General features: G+C 68.3%; 10 protein-coding genes. 6 read left to right on the plus strand and 4 right to left on the minus strand.

What is annotated here, in order from left to right; all coding sequences use genetic code 11:
- Positions 1–14 precede the first annotated feature (14 nt).
- The 3 genes from uvrD to ABE488_RS03495 all read right to left on the minus strand — a co-directional run bounded on the left by uvrD (position 15) and on the right by ABE488_RS03495 (position 5,711).
- Entirely contained in the window at positions 15–2,195 is a 2,181-nt protein-coding gene (gene uvrD, locus ABE488_RS03485; RefSeq protein ID WP_346444238.1) for a DNA helicase II, read from the minus strand.
- Between the two features lie 136 nt (positions 2,196–2,331).
- Complete coding sequence (locus ABE488_RS03490; RefSeq protein ID WP_346444237.1) at positions 2,332–2,982, minus strand: TIGR00645 family protein; 651 nt, start codon at positions 2,980–2,982, stop codon at positions 2,332–2,334.
- A gap of 380 nt (positions 2,983–3,362) precedes the next feature.
- Positions 3,363–5,711: a GH92 family glycosyl hydrolase gene (locus ABE488_RS03495; protein ID WP_346447181.1), complete on the minus strand. Its 2,349-nt coding sequence runs from the start codon at positions 5,709–5,711 to the stop codon at positions 3,363–3,365.
- A gap of 60 nt (positions 5,712–5,771) precedes the next feature.
- On the opposite strand from ABE488_RS03495, the gene ABE488_RS03500 reads away from it, so the two are divergent.
- From ABE488_RS03500 to ABE488_RS03520, 5 genes are all read left to right on the plus strand, one after another.
- A complete protein-coding gene (locus ABE488_RS03500) occupies positions 5,772–5,975 on the plus strand; it encodes a hypothetical protein (protein WP_346447182.1) in 204 nt (67 codons plus the stop codon).
- Positions 5,972–7,279, plus strand: a complete 1,308-nt coding sequence (locus tag ABE488_RS03505) for a sugar MFS transporter (protein ID WP_346447183.1) — start codon at positions 5,972–5,974, stop codon at positions 7,277–7,279. The genes ABE488_RS03500 and ABE488_RS03505 overlap by 4 nt, the downstream gene beginning before the upstream one ends.
- Positions 7,279–8,262, plus strand: a complete 984-nt coding sequence (locus ABE488_RS03510; protein WP_346447184.1) for a carbohydrate kinase — start codon at positions 7,279–7,281, stop codon at positions 8,260–8,262. Before ABE488_RS03505 ends, ABE488_RS03510 begins: the two co-directional genes overlap by 1 nt.
- Positions 8,259–9,548, plus strand: coding sequence for an AGE family epimerase/isomerase (locus ABE488_RS03515; RefSeq protein WP_346447185.1), 1,290 nt, complete (start codon positions 8,259–8,261; stop codon positions 9,546–9,548). Before ABE488_RS03510 ends, ABE488_RS03515 begins: the two co-directional genes overlap by 4 nt.
- 197 nt (positions 9,549–9,745) lie before the next feature.
- Positions 9,746–12,391 (plus strand): TonB-dependent receptor, encoded by a 2,646-nt coding sequence (locus ABE488_RS03520; RefSeq protein ID WP_346444231.1) that lies wholly within the window; start codon positions 9,746–9,748, stop codon positions 12,389–12,391.
- Between the two features lie 27 nt (positions 12,392–12,418).
- Here ABE488_RS03520 and ABE488_RS03525 read toward each other — a convergent pair whose 3' ends face one another.
- Positions 12,419–13,351: an NAD(P)/FAD-dependent oxidoreductase gene (locus tag ABE488_RS03525; RefSeq protein WP_346444230.1), complete on the minus strand. Its 933-nt coding sequence runs from the start codon at positions 13,349–13,351 to the stop codon at positions 12,419–12,421.
- Positions 13,352–13,573: 222 nt separating this feature from the next.
- Between ABE488_RS03525 and ABE488_RS03530 the strand changes: the two genes are divergently transcribed.
- Positions 13,574–16,579 (plus strand): TonB-dependent receptor, encoded by a 3,006-nt coding sequence (locus tag ABE488_RS03530; protein WP_346447186.1) that lies wholly within the window; start codon positions 13,574–13,576, stop codon positions 16,577–16,579.
- The last annotated feature ends 12 nt before the right edge of the window (positions 16,580–16,591 follow it).

A 16,591-nucleotide genomic window follows, 5' to 3' on the forward strand; every position in this document is an offset into this window, starting at 1 on the left:
CCTGATGCCGTGCGCTAGGCCGGCTGCAGATTCGCGTAGGCCATCACCAACCATTTGCTGCCGGCCTCGTCGAAGTTGACCTGCACGCGCGCATGCGCGCCGTCGCCCTCGATATCGGTCACGGTACCGGCACCAAACTTCGCATGCGTCACGTTCTGGCCCAGGCGCACGCCGACCGACGGCGCCAGGCTGGCGTGGCCGTAGTCGGGGCGCTGCCGCTGCGGGAACGTCGCGCGCGTCGCCTGCACCTTCGGCCGCACTTCGTGCAGCAGCGCCGGCGGGATCTCGCGCAGGAAGCGCGACGGCACGCCGAACATGTCCTGGCCGTGCAGGCGGCGCGCCTCGGCGTAGGTCAGCACCAGCTTCTGCCGCGCGCGGGTGATGCCCACGTACGCCAGCCGGCGCTCCTCCTCCAGCCGGCCGCTCTCCTCGGCGGTGCGGGCGCTGGGAAACAGCCCTTCCTCCAGGCCGACCAGGAACACCAGCGGGAACTCCAGACCCTTGGCACTGTGCAACGTCATCAGCTGCACGCCATCCTCGCCGGCCTGCGCCTGGCCTTCCCCGGCTTCAAGCGCGGCATAGGCCAGAAACGCAACGAGTTCGGTGAGCTGGGCGCTCTCCTCGTCGTCTCCGCGCACGAAGCGCGAGGCGACCGAGACCAGTTCGTCGAGGTTCTCGACCCGCGAATCGGCACTGCCCTTCGACTCGTTGGCGTAATGCACGCGCAGGTTGGAGCGCGCGAGCACGTGATCGATCTTGTCCTTGAGCGACAACTCGGCGACCTCGCCGGCCAGCGCGTCGATCAGCTGGGCGAAGCCGGCCAGCGCATTGCGGGCGCGGCCCGCCAGACCGCCGCCCTGGGCGCAGCGCAGCGCCGATTCCCACAACGGGATCGCATGTTCGCGCGCCTGCCGGCGCACCTCGTCGAGCGTGCGCTCGCCGATGCCGCGCGGCGGCGTGTTGACCGCACGCTCGAACGCGGCGTCGTCGTCGCGATTGGCGATCAGGCGCAGGTAGGCCAGCGTGTCCTTGATCTCGGCGCGTTCGAAGAAGCGCACGCCGCCGTAGACGCGATAGGGCACCTGCTCGGCGACCAGTTGCTCTTCCATCGCGCGCGACTGCGCATTGCTGCGATAGAGCACCGCGATGTCGCCGTGGCTGCCACCGTCGCGGACCCACTGCAACGCGCGCTCGACCACGTAGCGCGCCTCGTCGATCTCGTTGTAGGCCGCGTAGAGGTCGATCGGATCGCCCTCGCCGCTGTCGGTCCACAGCTGCTTGCCGAGCCGGTCGGGGTTGTGCGCGATGACCGCGTTGGCCGCGCCCAGGATGTTGGCGCTGGAGCGGTAGTTCTGTTCGAGCCGGATCGTCTGCGCGCCCGGGTAATCGCGCAGGAAGCGCTGCACGTTCTCGACCTTCGCCCCGCGCCAGCCATAGATCGCCTGGTCGTCGTCGCCGACGATGAACACCTTGCCGGTGTCGCCCGCGAGCACGCGCACGAATGCGTATTGGATCGCGTTGGTGTCCTGGAACTCGTCGACCAGCAGATGCCCGAAGCGCTGGCGGTAGTGCGCGAGCAAGGCCGGCGTATCGCGCAGCAGTTCGTGCGCGCGCAGCAGGATCTCGGCGAAGTCGACCAGGCCGGCACGGTCGCAGCGCTCCTGGTAGAGCGCGTAGGCCTTGAGCATCACGCTCGACCATTCGTCGCCGCCATCCTGGATGTGCTGCGGCCGCTTGCCCTCATCCTTCTGCGCGTTGATCCACCAGGCGATCTGCCGCGGCGGAAAGCGCGCGTCGTCGAGCTCGAGCTGCTGGACCACGCGCTTGACCAGCCGGAGCTGGTCGTCGCTGTCGAGGATCTGGAAGCCCTCGGGCAGCTTCGCATCCTGCCAGTGCAGGCGCAGCAGGCGGTGCGCCAGGCCGTGGAACGTGCCGATCCACATGCCGCGCGCGCCATTGCGCAACTGCGCGTCCACGCGGTGGCGCATCTCGGCCGCGGCCTTGTTGGTGAAGGTCACGGCGAACACGCCGTACGCCGGCACCCCGACAACTTCGTTGAGCCAGGCGATCCGGTGCGTCAGCACGCGGGTCTTGCCGCTGCCGGCGCCGGCCAGGACGAGATAGTGCGAATCGGGCGCCGAAACAGCTTGGCGCTGGGCTGCGTTCAGCCCATCGAGCAGGTGCGAGACATCCATCCCCGCATTCTACGCCCCTCCCAAACCGGGGTCAGAGTCGATTTTTCGACGACGCGGCCGAAGGCGTGGCGGCGCTCAGAGCTCGGGGCCAGCGTCGATATCGGGCACGGAAAATCGACTCTGACCCCGGTTCTGGTCAGTGCGCGGCGTGCTCGCGGCGAGCGCTGCTGCCGGTCATCAGCTTGTCGGTGTAGGCGATGCCGATCGCCGAGAGAATGAAGCCGCCGTGGATGATCGTCTGCCACATGACGCCGGCGGTGGTGACCTTGGTGCAGGCCGGCGCGGCGAGCGACAGCCCGCCGGCGATCGCCTGGGCATGCGCGGCGGCCGCGGCGATCGCGTCGGCGGTGCCGCACACCGGCAGGCCGACCTCGCCGGCGGCGATGAAGGTCTTGAGCAAATGGATCGACGAGATGCCGATGATCGCCATCGCCAGCTTGACCTTGAGCACGCTGGCATTGACGTGACTGAGCCATTCGGGCTGGTCGGGATGGCCCTGCAGGCCCAGGCGCGAGACGAAGGTCTCGTAGCCGCCGACGATCACCATCACCAGCAGGTTGGAGATCATCACCACGTCGATCAGGCCCAGCACCAGCAGCATGATCCCCTGCTCGGTCAGCGTGGTCGCGCCGTGGACCAGGTGCCAGAGCTCCTTGACGAACAGGAACACGTAGACGCCCTGGGCGACGATCAGGCCCAGGTACAGCGGCAGCTGCAGCCAGCGCGAACCGAAGATGACGTAGGACAGGGGGTTGAGGCGGGGCGGCGCGGACAGCGGGGTCGACATGGGGGGAGCCTGCGGGAGGTGCGCGGAGCGTAGCGAGGGCCTGTGACTTTGCCAATCGTGGACCGTGCTGATGGCTGGGCACGCGTCACCTGGGCGCCGGGGCGTCGAACCGGGACGATCGCGCGGGCACGGGGGCATCGGTCGCGGCGCCCAGCGCCCTTTTCGCAACGCTCATCCGGCGATCGGGTCGCGTCACTGAGGACCCAGACGCATTGACAGCGTTGTCATGCCCTCGTACAAGGACCGGGCGGCGCGCTCAGGCGCCGCGTTCCGGATCTGGGAGGATCGAGGATGCCGAGCGAGACGGCCGTCGCCGACGTGCCGCGACAGCGCGCGGCCGCGCGGGTGCGACGCGGCTGCACGGGAAGACCGGGATCGGCTCAGCGCACCGGCGCGGTGCTCATCGAGTACGGCGCTTCGGCGTCCACGCCCGGCCAATCGCGGTTGGGGGCGGCCTGCATGGTGAAGCGCAGCTCGCCGCCGGCCAGGATCTCGTCGTGACGCAGGAATGCGCGCCGCAGCGGCTTGCCGTTGAGCGTCGCCGCGCCGATGTAGCCGTGGCCTTCCGCCAGACCGTCGGCGACGATGGTGAAGCGCTTGCCGTTGGGCAGGTCGAGCGTGGCGCGCGGCAGGAACGGCCGGCCGATCACGTACTCGCCGCTGCCCGGTGCGACCGGGTAGAAGCCCAGTGCGGTAAACAGGTACCAGGCCGACATCTGGCCCAGGTCGTCGTTGCCCGCCAGGCCGTCGGGTCGGTCGGCGTACTGGCTCGCCATGATCGTCCCCAGGCGCGCCTGGGTGCGCCAGGGCTGGCCGGCATGCGCATAGAGATAGGCCACATGGTGGCTGGGCTCGTTGCCGTGGGCATACCAGCCGATCAAGCCGGTGATGTCCTCCATGTGCTCGAAGATCGCCGGGTCGACATCGGCCTCGAACACCGCGTCCAGCTTGTCGAGCAGCGCGTCGGCCCCACCGTGGGCGGTCGCCAGACCGGCGACGTCATGCGGCACGTACCAGGAGTACTGCCAGGCATTGCCCTCGGTGTAGTCGGTGCCGTAGCCGCTGGCGGTCGGGTCGAACGGCACCCGGAAGCTGCCGTCGCGGTTGCGGGCGCGCATGAAGCCGGTCTCAGGATCGAAGGCGTTGCGCCAGTTCGCCGCGCGCCGCGCGAAATCGCGCGCGACCGCGTCGCGCCCCATCGCCTGGGCCATGCGCGCGATCGTCCAGTCGCCGTAGGCGTATTCGAGGGTCTTGGAGGCGGCCTCGCCTTCTTCATCGATCGGCACCCAGCCCAGTTCCATGTACTGGCGCAGCCCGTCGTAGGGGCCGTAGGACGCACTGGCGGTCATCGCCTCGAGCGCGGCGTCGGCGTCGAAGCCGCGGATGCCCTTCAGATACGCGTCGGCGATCAACGGCACCGCGTGGTAGCCGATCATCGTCCAGGTCTCCTGGCCGTGGAACGACCACACCGGCAGGATCCCGTACGGGCTGTGGCGGCGGTGCGCGAGCAGCGAGTCGACGAAGTCGGCGTTGCGCTTTTCCGGCTGCACCAGGGTCAGCAGCGGATGCAGCGCGCGATAGGTGTCCCACAGCGAGAACGTCGAGTAGTGGGCGAAGCCGTCGGCGGTATGGATCGCCTGGTCCGGTCCGCGATAGCGCCCATCGACGTCCATGAACAGCGTCGGGCCCAGCAGCGTGTGGTAGAGCGCGGTGTAGGCGCTGCGGCGGTCGTGTTCGGGCGCGTCGATGTCGAGCACCGACAGCGCCTGGGTCCACTGGGCCTTCGCCTGCGCGTGCACGCGGTCGAAGTCGAAATCCGGCACTTCGGCGTCGAGGTTGGCGATCGCGCCGGCCTCGTCGACCGACGAGATCGCCACCTTGACCACGAGCGGCGCGTCGAGCTTGCCGAAATCGAGGGTGCCGACCAATTGCCGGCCCTCGATCTGCGCGCGTTCGCTCGGGGTGCGGTCGGCTGGCGGAGCGAAGCCTTTGTAGAGGATCTCGGTCTCGGTGTTGTGGAAGGCGTGGCCCTGCAGCGGACGCGAGAAGCGCATCGCGAAGTACAACTGCCGGCCCGGCGCCCAGCCGCGGGTCTGGCGAAAGCCGGTGATCGTGCCGTCGGGCATGCGCCGCAGTCGCGACCACAGGATCTTGCCCGGGTAGTCGTACATCGACGTGCGCAGGTCCAGCAGCACGCGCGCGTCCTCGCCCGCGGGGAAGGTGTAGCGATGCACACCGGCGCGGGCGCTGGCGGTCAGTTCGGCGCGCACGCGGTAATCGTCGAGCGTGACCGCGTAGTAGCCCGGCTGCGCCACCTCGTCGTCGTGGCGGAAACGCGAGGCGTAGCCGCTGCCCGGGCGATCGGGGTCGCCGCGTTCGAGCCGCTCGGGTCCGGTCGTGGGCATCAGCAGCACATCGCCGAGGTCGGAGTGGCCGGTGCCCGAAAAATGCGTGTGCGAGAAACCGACGATGCTGGTGTCGTCGTAGCGGTAGCCCGCAGCCCAGTCGTAGCCCTTCTCGCGTGGCTGGATGCGGGTGTCGGGGCTAAGCTGGACCATGCCGAAGGGCACCGTCGCGCCGGGGTAGGTATGGCCCTCGCCGCCGGTGCCGATGAACGGATCGACCGCGCGGTAGGCCTTGTCGCCCACCGTGCCCGGATCGGCCAGCGCCACCCCCGCGCCCAACAACGCGCCCATCGCCACCGTCATCGCTGCCCCCAGCCTGGCCATCGCGCCCTCGTTTGTATCGATTCAATTCGTTCGACCCTAGCACCCGATCCCGCTTTTCGCATGCTGCATTGCAAGATGCCGCCCGACTTCGGCAGCGTCACCATGTCCGACCTTCAATCGGTTCAAGGGACGATCCTGTCGGGCCGGCGGCGCACGGTGCCGCCCGAAGCCACCGCCTCCCCCATCGCACGCATGACATGGCGCGTGCGCGCCCGCCGTTCCTTTTCCAACGTCCCGACGCAGGCCACCGGAGCCGACGCATGAGCACACCCCGTTCCACGATGTCCAATTCCGCCGCAATCGCGGTGGTGAGCCTGATCTTTCTCACCTGGGGCGGCCTGACCAGCCTCAACGACGTGCTGATCCCGCATCTCAAAGCCGTGTTCTCGATGAACTACGTGCAGACGCTGCTGATCCAGTTCACGTTCTTCGGCGCGTACTTCCTGATGTCGATTCCTGCCGGCACGATCGTCTCGCGCATTGGCTACAAGGCCAGCATCGTCGTCGGCTTGCTGGTGGCCGCGGCCGGGGCGGCGCTGTTTTTCCCGGCCGCCCGGCTGCCCTCGTACGGCCTGTTCCTGACCGCGCTGTTCGTGCTGGCCTCGGGCATCACGCTGCTGCAGGTCTCCGCCAATCCCTATATCGCGTTGCTGGGCCCGCCCGAGTCCTCGCACAGCCGGCTCACCTTCGCTCAGGCGCTCAACTCGTTCGGCACGACCGCGTTCCCGTACTTCATCGGGCCGCTGATCCTGGCCGGCACGGTGCTGGGGGCGGACCAGATCGCCGCGATGCCGATGGCCGACCAGATCGCCTACCGCGCCTCGGAGGCACGCTCGGTCGAGATGCCCTACCTGATGCTGGCCGGCGGCCTGCTGTTGCTGGCGGTATTCGTGGTGACGATGCGGATTCCCTCGCTGCGCGCCGAAGGCGCATCGACCCGTGACCCGCATACCTTCCGCGAAGCACTGGCCCACCCGCACCTGCGCTGGGGCGTGCTCGGCATCTTCATGTACGTCGGCGCTGAAGTCGCGATCGGCAGCTTCCTGATCAACTACATGGCCGAGCCCGCGATCGGCGGGCTGAGCGAAGCAGCGGCCTCGCGCTTCCTGGCGTTCTACTGGGGCGGCGCGATGGTCGGCCGTTTCATCGGTGCGGCCTTGATGACCAAGATCGACGCTCGCAAACTGCTCGCGTTCGCCGCGGTCATGGTGTGCGTGCTGCTGACGGTGACGATGACCAACAGCGGCAGCATCGCGATGTGGAGCGCGTTGGCGGTGGGCCTGTTCAACTCGATCATGTTCCCGACCATCTTCACCACCGCGATCGAGCGCCTGGGCACGCTGACCAGCAAGGCCTCGAGCCTGCTGGTGATGGCGATCGTCGGCGGCGCGTTGATTCCGCTGGCGCAGGGTGCGCTGGCCGACCGCGTTGGCATCCAGCTGTCGTTCGTCATTCCGCTGGTCTGCTACGTCTACATCATCTGGTACGGGCTGCGTGGCTCGCGGGTGCGGGGCGATGCGCTCGCGCCTGCCGGCACGCCGACGCCGCGCCCGAGTGCGATGCACTGATGGATCGGACGCGACGCACCATCGCCTGCTTCGGAGAGGCGCTGATCGATTTCCGTGCCGAGTCGGCGACCGCCGGCCAGGCGCGGCGATTCGTCGAGCAGCCCGGCGGCGCACCGGCGAACGTCGCCGTCGGCGTCGCCGCGCTTGGCGGTGCGGCGCGCTTCGTCGGCATGCTGGCGCAGGACATGTTCGGCGACACCCTGGCGGCGGCGCTGCAGCGGCACGGCGTCGACACGTCGCAGGTTCGACGCACGGACGCCGCGCCGACGGCGCTGGCCTTCGTCTCGCTCGCCGACGACGGCGAGCGCAGCTTCAGCTTCTACCGCCCGCCGGCCGCGGACCTGTTGTTCACCGAACGCGACTTCGCCGACGATGCCTTCGCCGACGTGACCGTGCTGCACGCCTGCTCCAACAGCCTGACCGAGCCCGCCATCGCCCAGGCCACTTTGCACGGCATGGCACGCGCCGCACGCGAGGGCGCACTGGTGAGCTTCGATCTCAATTGGCGTCCGGCGCTGTGGTCGGCCGGAACCGATCCGACGCCGACGCTGTGGCGCGCGCTCACACACGCCCACCTGGTCAAGCTCAGCGCCGAGGAACTGACGTTCCTTGCGGGCGACGGCGACCCCGCCGCGACCGTGGGGCGCATTCTGGAAACGGCCGATGTGCTCGTCGTCACCGACGGCGCCGCGCCGATCCGCTGGTGGACGCGCACGAGCGCCGGGACGGCGCCGACGTTTGCGGTCTGCGCCGTGGACACGACCGCTGCCGGCGATGCCTTCGTCGCCGGGCTGCTGTGGCGACTGGCCGACCGCGCGGTCGATGCCGGCAGCCTGGCCGCCGCCTTCGACACTCCCGCGCTGCGCGCCGATCTGCTGGCGCACGCCGCGGCCGCCGGCGCGCTGGCCACCACCCGACACGGCGCCTTCGACGCGATGCCCGCGCGCGAGGCCGTCGACCGCCTGCTCGAGACCGCTGAATGATGTTGCCTGCAACGCCTGTTCCCGACTTCACCTCGCCCCAGACGCTGCGCGCGCACATCGCCGACACGATGGCGTTCTACCGTCCGCGTGCGCTCGACCCGGCCGGCGGCTTCTTCCATAACTTCCGCGACGACGGCACGGTCTACGACCGCAGCCACCGTCACTTGGTCAGCAGCACCCGCTTCGTCTACGACTTCGCGATGGCCGCCGTCGAGTTCGCGGATGGGCCCGATGCCGACCGCGACCGCGCCGCGGCTCTGCACGGCCTGCGCTTCCTGCACGAGGTCCATCGCGACCCGGCGAGCGGCGGCTACGCCTGGACCCTGCGCGACGGCGCGGCCGAAGACCGAACCCATCACAGCTACGGGCTGGCGTTCGTGCTGCTGGCGCAGGCGAGCGCACGCAAGGCCGGCCTCGACACCGCGGCCGCGATGGACGAGACCTGGGACCTGCTCGAGCAGCACGCCTGGGACCCGGTGCAGGGGCTGTACCGCGACGAGGCCGACGCACAGTGGCGCTACGCGCCCTATCGCGGCCAGAACGCCAACATGCATCTGTGCGAGGCACTGATCGCCGCGCACGAGGCCGGCGGCGACGATCGCTATCTGTCGCGCGCCCAGGTCCTGGCCGACCACATGACCCGGCGCCAGGCCGCCTTGTCGGGCGGCCTGGTCTGGGAGCATTGGCACGCGGACTGGTCGGTCGACTGGGACTATCACCGCGACGACCCCAAGCACCTGTTCCGGCCCTGGGGCTTCCAGCCCGGCCACCAGGTCGAATGGGCCAAGCTGTTGCTGTCGCTGCGCGCGCACCTGGGGCCCGATGCGCCCGACTGGCTGCTGCCGACCGCACGCCATCTTTACGACACGGCCCTGGCCCATGGCTGGGACGCCACGCACGGCGGCATCGTCTACGGCTTCGCGCCGCAGGCGCTGCGCGACAGCTCGCCCTACCCCGACGCGCCGCCGCCGGACCTGGCGGCCGCCCCGATGTTCTGGTGCGACGACGACAAGTATTTCTGGGTCCAGGCCGAGGCCATCGCGGCGGCCTGGCGGCTGTACGAGGCCACGGGCGAGGTGCGCTACCGCGACGACTACCTGCGCCTGTGGGCCTACGCCTGGGACCATTTCGTCGATCACGCGCATGGTGCCTGGTACCGCATCCTCGACCGTCGTAACGGCAAGTACGACGATCTCAAGAGCCCCGCGGGCAAGACCGACTATCACACGATGGGCGCCTGCCACGACGTGCTGGCAGTGATGCGCGGGCACACGCGCCGACGCTGACGCCGTTTCAGCTGCGCAAGTCCATGCTGCAGTGCACACCACGCACGGCCACGAACCCGCCTGCCTGCGCAGCCGCCAAGCGGGCGCATCACGCCGCGTCGCGAACGAGTTGACAGCGCTGTCAAAGCCAAGCTAAATGCGCCCCTCGAGCGCGTCCCGATACGCGACGCGCCACTACGCCCTTGGGAGGGGATCCGATGTACACACCGCACCCGCGGCGCGCCCTGTGCTGCGCCATCGCCACCGCGCTGGCCTTCGGCGCCCTGCCGGCCGCCGCCCAGACCACGGCGCCGTCGACCGCCGCCGACAGGGACGAGGCGAAGACGCTCGACTCTGTGATCGTCACCGTCGAGCGCCGCGAGCAGGACCTGCAGAAGTACGCCGGTACCGCGCAGGCGATCTCCGGTGACGATGCCCGCGCCCTCGGCATCAACAACGAACTGCGCAATATCCAAACGGTCGTGCCCGGCCTGAGCATGGCCAACCAGGAAGGCAACCTGGAGATCTTCATCCGCGGCGTGGGTTCGGCCAACAACACCGAACTGGGCGATCCGGGCGCGGCGCCGCATATCAACGGCGCCTACATCGCGCGTCCGCGCGGCCTGGGCGGCATGTTCTACGACGTCGAGCGCGTCGAGATCAACAAGGGCCCGCAGGGCACGCTGCGCGGGCGCAACGCGCTCGCCGGCTCGCTCAACATCGTCACCAAGCGCCCGGATCTCGAGGCGTTCGGCGGCTATGTGCAGCTCGAGGCCGGCAACCGCGACCACCAGGCCGGCGAATTCGCGCTCAACCTGCCGCTCGGCGGCTGGGCGGCGCTGCGCTTTGCCGGCTACAAGGTCGAGAAGGACAGCTCGTTCCGCAATGCGGGCGACCCGCGCCTCGATCCGGCCGGCATCCAGAACGAGAAGGGCGGCCGCGTGTCGTTCCTCTACCAGCCCGACGACAAGCTCAGCGTCTTCGCGATGGCCGACATGGGCAAGGAAGGCGGCACCGGCTATCCGGGCGCGAACATCTGGACCGCAGCCTGCGGCAGCGCCGACCCCGACACCTGCCCCAACAGCCCCGGCCTGTCGCCCGACGATCTCGACCTGCGCAACGTGGTCTATCGCGGCCCGCAGGGCAAGCTCGACAGCACCAACTGGGGCGCGATGGCCAACGTGAGCTACGACTTCGGCCCGATCGTCGCCGAGTACAACACCAGCTACCGCGACGTCGACTACCGCCAGACCAATGCGGCCAGTGAAGGCATTCTGTGGCCGGGTCGCGACGTCAGTCCGCGCGGACCGAACAATCCGGACGGCTTCGACTACGACAACTTCTCGACCCAGTACTGGGAGACGCTGTCGCAGTCGACGACCCACGAACTGCGTCTGTCTTCGTCGGGCGATGGCCGCTTCCAGTGGACCGGCGGCGCGTTCCACTTCAACGAAGACCAGCAGGTTGGCTACCTGTCGCTGACCGACAAGGGCACCTGGTTCTCGGGCACCGAGTTCACGATGCCACGCGTCAACGGGCGCTCCACCGCGCTGTTCGCCGACGGCACCTTCGAAGTCAACGACCGCACCCGCCTCAAGGCCGGTGTGCGCCGCACCCGCGAGGCCAAGTCGCGTTACGGCATCGGTGGCAACTGGGCAATTGGACTGATCGATGCTGACGGCAACAGCGTACCGACGCGGTTGGGGACGGAAGGTTTCGCGCCAGCTTTCATGAAGCGCCCGAACTTCGACGTGACCGGCTTGACCTCGCAGGCGGACATGGCCCGTTTCCTGCTGCAGGGCATCCTGCGGCATGGACAACGCGACAACATTGCCAACCAGATCGGCGGCGTAGCCAACGGCGGCGCTTTCGGCTGCGACACCTCCACCCCGGACTGCCGCTACAGCGTCGCGACGGTCAACTCGATCCCCTCCCAGCAGTTCGGCGAAAGCCGTTTCCAGTTCAACGACTGGCGCGCCGGCGTGGAGTTCGACCTGACCGACGACCACATGCTCTACGCCACGGTGTCCACCGGCCACAAGTCCGGCGGCTTCAACGACACCTTCGACGTCAACGTGATCCCGGAAACCTTCAGCCCCGAGTCGATCAAGGCCTACGAGATCGGCAGCAAGATGAGCCACCGCTGGTTCGGGCGCCCGGGCAACTTCAACGTCAGCGCGTTCTACTACGACTACACCGATCAGGTGTTCCAGGACCTGGCCGTGATTTCGCTCAACCCCGAGGGTGAGCCGGCCGGTTACTCGCTGGTCAACCGCAACATCGGCCGCTCGGCCATCTACGGCATCGAGGCCGAAAGCGTGACGCGTTTCGGCGCCGGCTTCATGCTGCACATCAACGCGCTGGCGCTCGACAGCGAAATCAAGGAAGGCACTGTCGGCGACGCGCGCAGCCAGAACTACGCCGAGGGCGGCGTCACATCGCTGATCGACCTGACCGGCAACGAGCTGCCGCTCGCCTCGCGCTTCACCGGCAACATCCGCCTGCAGCAGATGACCGAGCTGTCGTTCGGCTCGCTCGACTGGCAGTTGCTGGCGTCCTACCGCTCGGCCTACTACCTGACCCAGTACAACAACCGCGACGTGACGTACGTGGATCAGGCCGGGAACTTCGTGCGGCAGGAAAGCGCGGCCGAGGCCGGCTTCCCCGATCGCCAGCGCGGCGAGGTCACGCTCAATGCCGGCATCGGGCTCACCTCGCTCGACGGGCGCTGGCGTTACGAGCTCTACGGCAGCAACCTGCTCAACAACGATGTATCGCAGAAGGCGCTCGTCGGATCGCGGCTCAACATCCGCTTCCTCAATGATGCGCGCGCCTACGGCCTGCGCGTGCGTTACCAGTTCTGAGCCGGGCCGGCGGCATCGCCGGCCACATCAGGAGTCGCGCCCTGCGCCCGGGTTATCGGGCGCAGGCGCGCGCGGCACGAACGGCAGCGCGTTGTGCGCATGCGTGGCGGCAATCGCCGCGTGACCGACCGCGACCGAGATCTGGTTGAGGCCGCTGACCACATCGCCGACCGCATACAGCCCGGGCACCCGGGTCTGCTGGTGCGCATCGACCTCCAACGCGCCGGTGTCGTCGCTCTCCAGGCGCAGCCCGGTCGGCAGCGACGGGCCGCCCTCGTAGCCCAGGTACGGATAAACGGTGTCGAAGCGGTGCACCTCGCCTTCCGGCGTGCGGTAGCGGCAGTGCCGGCCATCGAACTCAAGCGTCCCGCCGGGCGGCAGTACGAGGGCGCCGAGCCCCTTCGCCTGTGCGATGGCCTCGTGCGCGACGTCATCGTCGGTGGGCAGCAGCGCAATGCGCGCAGAATAGCTGCGCAGGAAGGCAGCATGCCCGCCGATCACGGCCCCTGGACCGTAGATCGCGATCGCTTGGTCGCAGGCCTCGTAGGCATCGCAGATCGCGCACAGGCGCAGCGCGCCGCAGGCGATCGCCGCTTCGGCCCAAGGGACCTCGGGCAAGCGATCGGCCAGCCCGGTGGCGAGGATGACCTTGCGGGCGCGCCAGCGCCTGCCGGCCGCGGCGACGACGAATGCCTCGCCCTCCCGCGCGATCGTGTCCACGCAGCCGGTGGTGATCTCGACCGCGAACGCCTCGGCCTGTTCGCGCATGCGACGCAACAGCCCGGTGCCGGACACGCCTTGTGGGAATCCCGGGCAATTGTGGCTCTCGGGAATGTAGCGCGCCCGGCTGCGCCCGCCATCGATGACGACCACGCTGCGCAGAAAGCGGCGCAGATAGGTCGCCGCAGTCAGGCCCGCCGGCCCGCCGCCCACCACCGCGACATCGATGTCTTGGATCATCTGCAGGCTCCCGGACGGGCAGTCGAGACTGACGAGGGCGGCGTGCACCGCCGGTGAGCGCCGCCGCCCCTGCGGGCGGCCCCCTGCAGAGCGCGCAGCACCCCGTTGACAACGCTGTCAGTCTCCCTTCCTAATGCGCTCTGGCCCACGGCGTGTTCCGCGCGCGGTGCGCTGCCCACAATTCGATCGACTTTCGTGAGATCCCTTGGGAGGGGAAGATCCATGAAGCCATTCCGTGCCGCGCCCAAGCCGCGGTTGCTGACGTCCGCCCTGTTACTCGCCATCGCCTCGCCGACGCTTGCCCAGGTCGCCGATCCGTCGCCCGATGCCACCGAACTCGACGCCGTCGTCGTGACCGGCATCCGCGGCAGCCTGACCTCGTCGATGAACCTCAAGCGCGACTCGCAGGGCATCGTCGACGGCATCGTCGCCGAGGACATCGGCAAGTTCCCCGATACCAACCTGGCCGAGTCGCTGCAGCGCATCTCGGGCGTGTCGATTGACCGCACCGCCAGCGGCGAGGGCTCGAAAGTCACCGTCCGCGGCGTCGGCCCGGACTTCAACCTGGTGTTGCTCAACGGTCGCCAGATGCCGGCCTCCAACCTGGGCCCGGGCGGCGGCGGCACGTCCAGCTCGCGCGCCTTCGACTTCGCCAACCTCGCGTCCGAGGCGGTGTCGGAGATCGAAGTGTTCAAGAGCAGCCGCGCCTCGACTCCGACCGGCGGCATCGGCGCGACGATCAACGTCAAGACCGCCCGCCCGCTCGACAATCCGGGCGCCCATGCCAACATCGGCCTCAAGGCCGTGCACGACACCTCGGTCGAGAACCTGCCCGACGCCTATCCGGGCAGCAAGTTCACCGGCGAACTGTCGGGCATCTTCAGCAACACCTCGGCCGACGGCCGCTTCGGCATCGCGCTGAGCGGCAGCTACCAGGAACGCGATTCGGGCTACAGCCAGGCCTCGGTGGCCGACGGCTGGGCGACGATGCGCGGCGACGACACCGCCGCCTGGAACCGCCTGCCGCTGCCGGGCGAGCCGGGCTACGACCGCATCACCAACCGACCCGGCCCGGACACGATCTATGCCCGGCCGCAGAACACCGGCTACAGCGTCAACGGCGTGCAGCGCCAGCGCACCAACGGCCAGGCCACATTCCAGTGGCAGCCGCTCGACAACCTGCGCACCACGCTCGACTACACCTATGCCGAGAACAAGGTGCAGCAGCAGCGCAACGAGCTGTCGGTGTGGTTCAACTACGGTCCCGGCGACAGCGCGTGGACCGATGGCCCGATCGCCGCGCCGATCTACTACGGCGAGGACAACGTCTCGTTCGACGACGACGGCAACCCGCGCTACGCCGATATCGCGATGGGTGGCATGGAGCTGGCCACACGCAACACCCTCGAATCCACCGGCTTCAACGTCGAATGGGACGCCACCGACGCGCTGAAGCTGCGCTTCGACTATCACAACTCCACCGCCGAATCTCGCCCAGACAGCCCCTACGGCTCGGCCGGCGTGCTCGGCACCGCCGCGTTCCAGCGCGCGTCGACCTCGGTCGACTACAGCGGCGAGTTCCCGATCTTGACCATCGGTCTGCCGCCGGGCGTTTCGCAGATCAACCCGTCGGATGTCGTGGTCACCGGCTCAGTCTTTCAGAACAGCTACAACAAGTCCGAGGTCGAGCAGTTCCAGGCGGGCGGCCGCTTCGAGTTCCAGAACTACTCCAACCTCGACTTCGGCGTATCGCTGACCGAGGTCAACAACCGGTCTGCGTCGGCGGTGACCCAGCGCGACACCTGGGGCGGCCTCGGCAGCCCTGGCGATTACGACGACAGCATCTTCTACGCCGACGACATGGCGCGCTACTTCGACGCCTTCCGCGGCCACAACGATCCGCGCTTCACCGGCCGCTTCATGATGTTCGACTTCGACCGGCTGCGGCAGCGCGCGGCCGAAGTCGCTGGCGACGATGCGTACTACCGTGCGCCGACCGAGTTCACCGACGATCTTCGCACCGAGGAAAAATCCAAGTCGGCCTATGTGCAGTGGAGCAGCACGTTCGACTGGTCGATGCCGTTGAAGGTCGCCGCCGGCGTCCGCTACGAGGAGACCGATGTCACCTCCGAGGCCCTGTCCCGCGTGGCCAACAGCATCAGCTGGGATTCGGCCAACGAGCTCTATGTCGTCTACGACGGCGAGCGCCAGTTCATCAGTCAGACCGGCAAGTACGATCATTTCCTGCCGAGCCTCGACCTGAGCCTGGAGGTCGCGCCGAACATGGTGCTGCGCGGCAGCTACAGCCAGACCATCGGACGGCCCGGCTGGCAGCAGATCCAGGGCGGCCTGAGCCTGGCCAACATCGTGCGTGTCGACGGTGGCGACGGCTCCCAGGGCAACCCGGCGCTCGAGCCTTTGAAATCGACCAACTTCGACCTGTCGTTCGAGTGGTACTACGGCGAAGCGAGCTATGTATCTGTGGGCTGGTTCCGCAAGAACATCAAGAACTTCATCAGCGACACGATCGTGCGCGACACGCCGTTCAACCTGCACACCCCGGTCGGCGGCACGTACTGGAACAACGCGGTCGCCAATGGCTGCGGCAACACCGACCTGGTCTGCATCCGCAATTACATCTTCCTGAACCACGCAGGCGACCCGGGCGTCAACTACACCGGCGTCAACGCCAATGGCGAGCGGACCGGCAGCATCGTCGGTCTGCCGGGCGACCCGATCGCCGGCTTCGACATCAGCACGCCGGCCAACCAGCGCTCGGATTCGCTCGACGGCTGGGAGTTCAACGTCCAGCACATGTTCGGAGAGAGCGGCTTCGGCGTGTCGGCGAATTACACGATCGTCGATTCAGGGCTGACGTTCGACGATGCCAGCCTTGGGACGCAGTATCCGATGATCGGCCTGAGCGATTCGGCCAACGTCGTCGCGTTCTACGACAAGAACCGGTGGCAGGTCCGCGCGGCCTACAACTGGCGCGACGAGTTCCTGTCGGGCATCGGCGGTCAGGGGCCCAACCCGAACTACACCGAGGCCTACGGCCAGCTCGACCTCAACGTGAGCTACCAAGTCAACGACCAGCTCTCGCTGCATGCCGAAGCGATCAACCTGACCGACGAAACCTATCGCGTGCATGCCCGCCACACGAACATGCTCCGGTTCGCGACCCAGACCGGACCGCGCTACATGTTCGGACTGCGCTATCGTTTCTGACGGTCGCCCCGG

Source organism: Luteimonas sp. TWI662 (assembly GCF_039673825.1).
GTDB lineage: Bacteria > Pseudomonadota > Gammaproteobacteria > Xanthomonadales > Xanthomonadaceae > Luteimonas.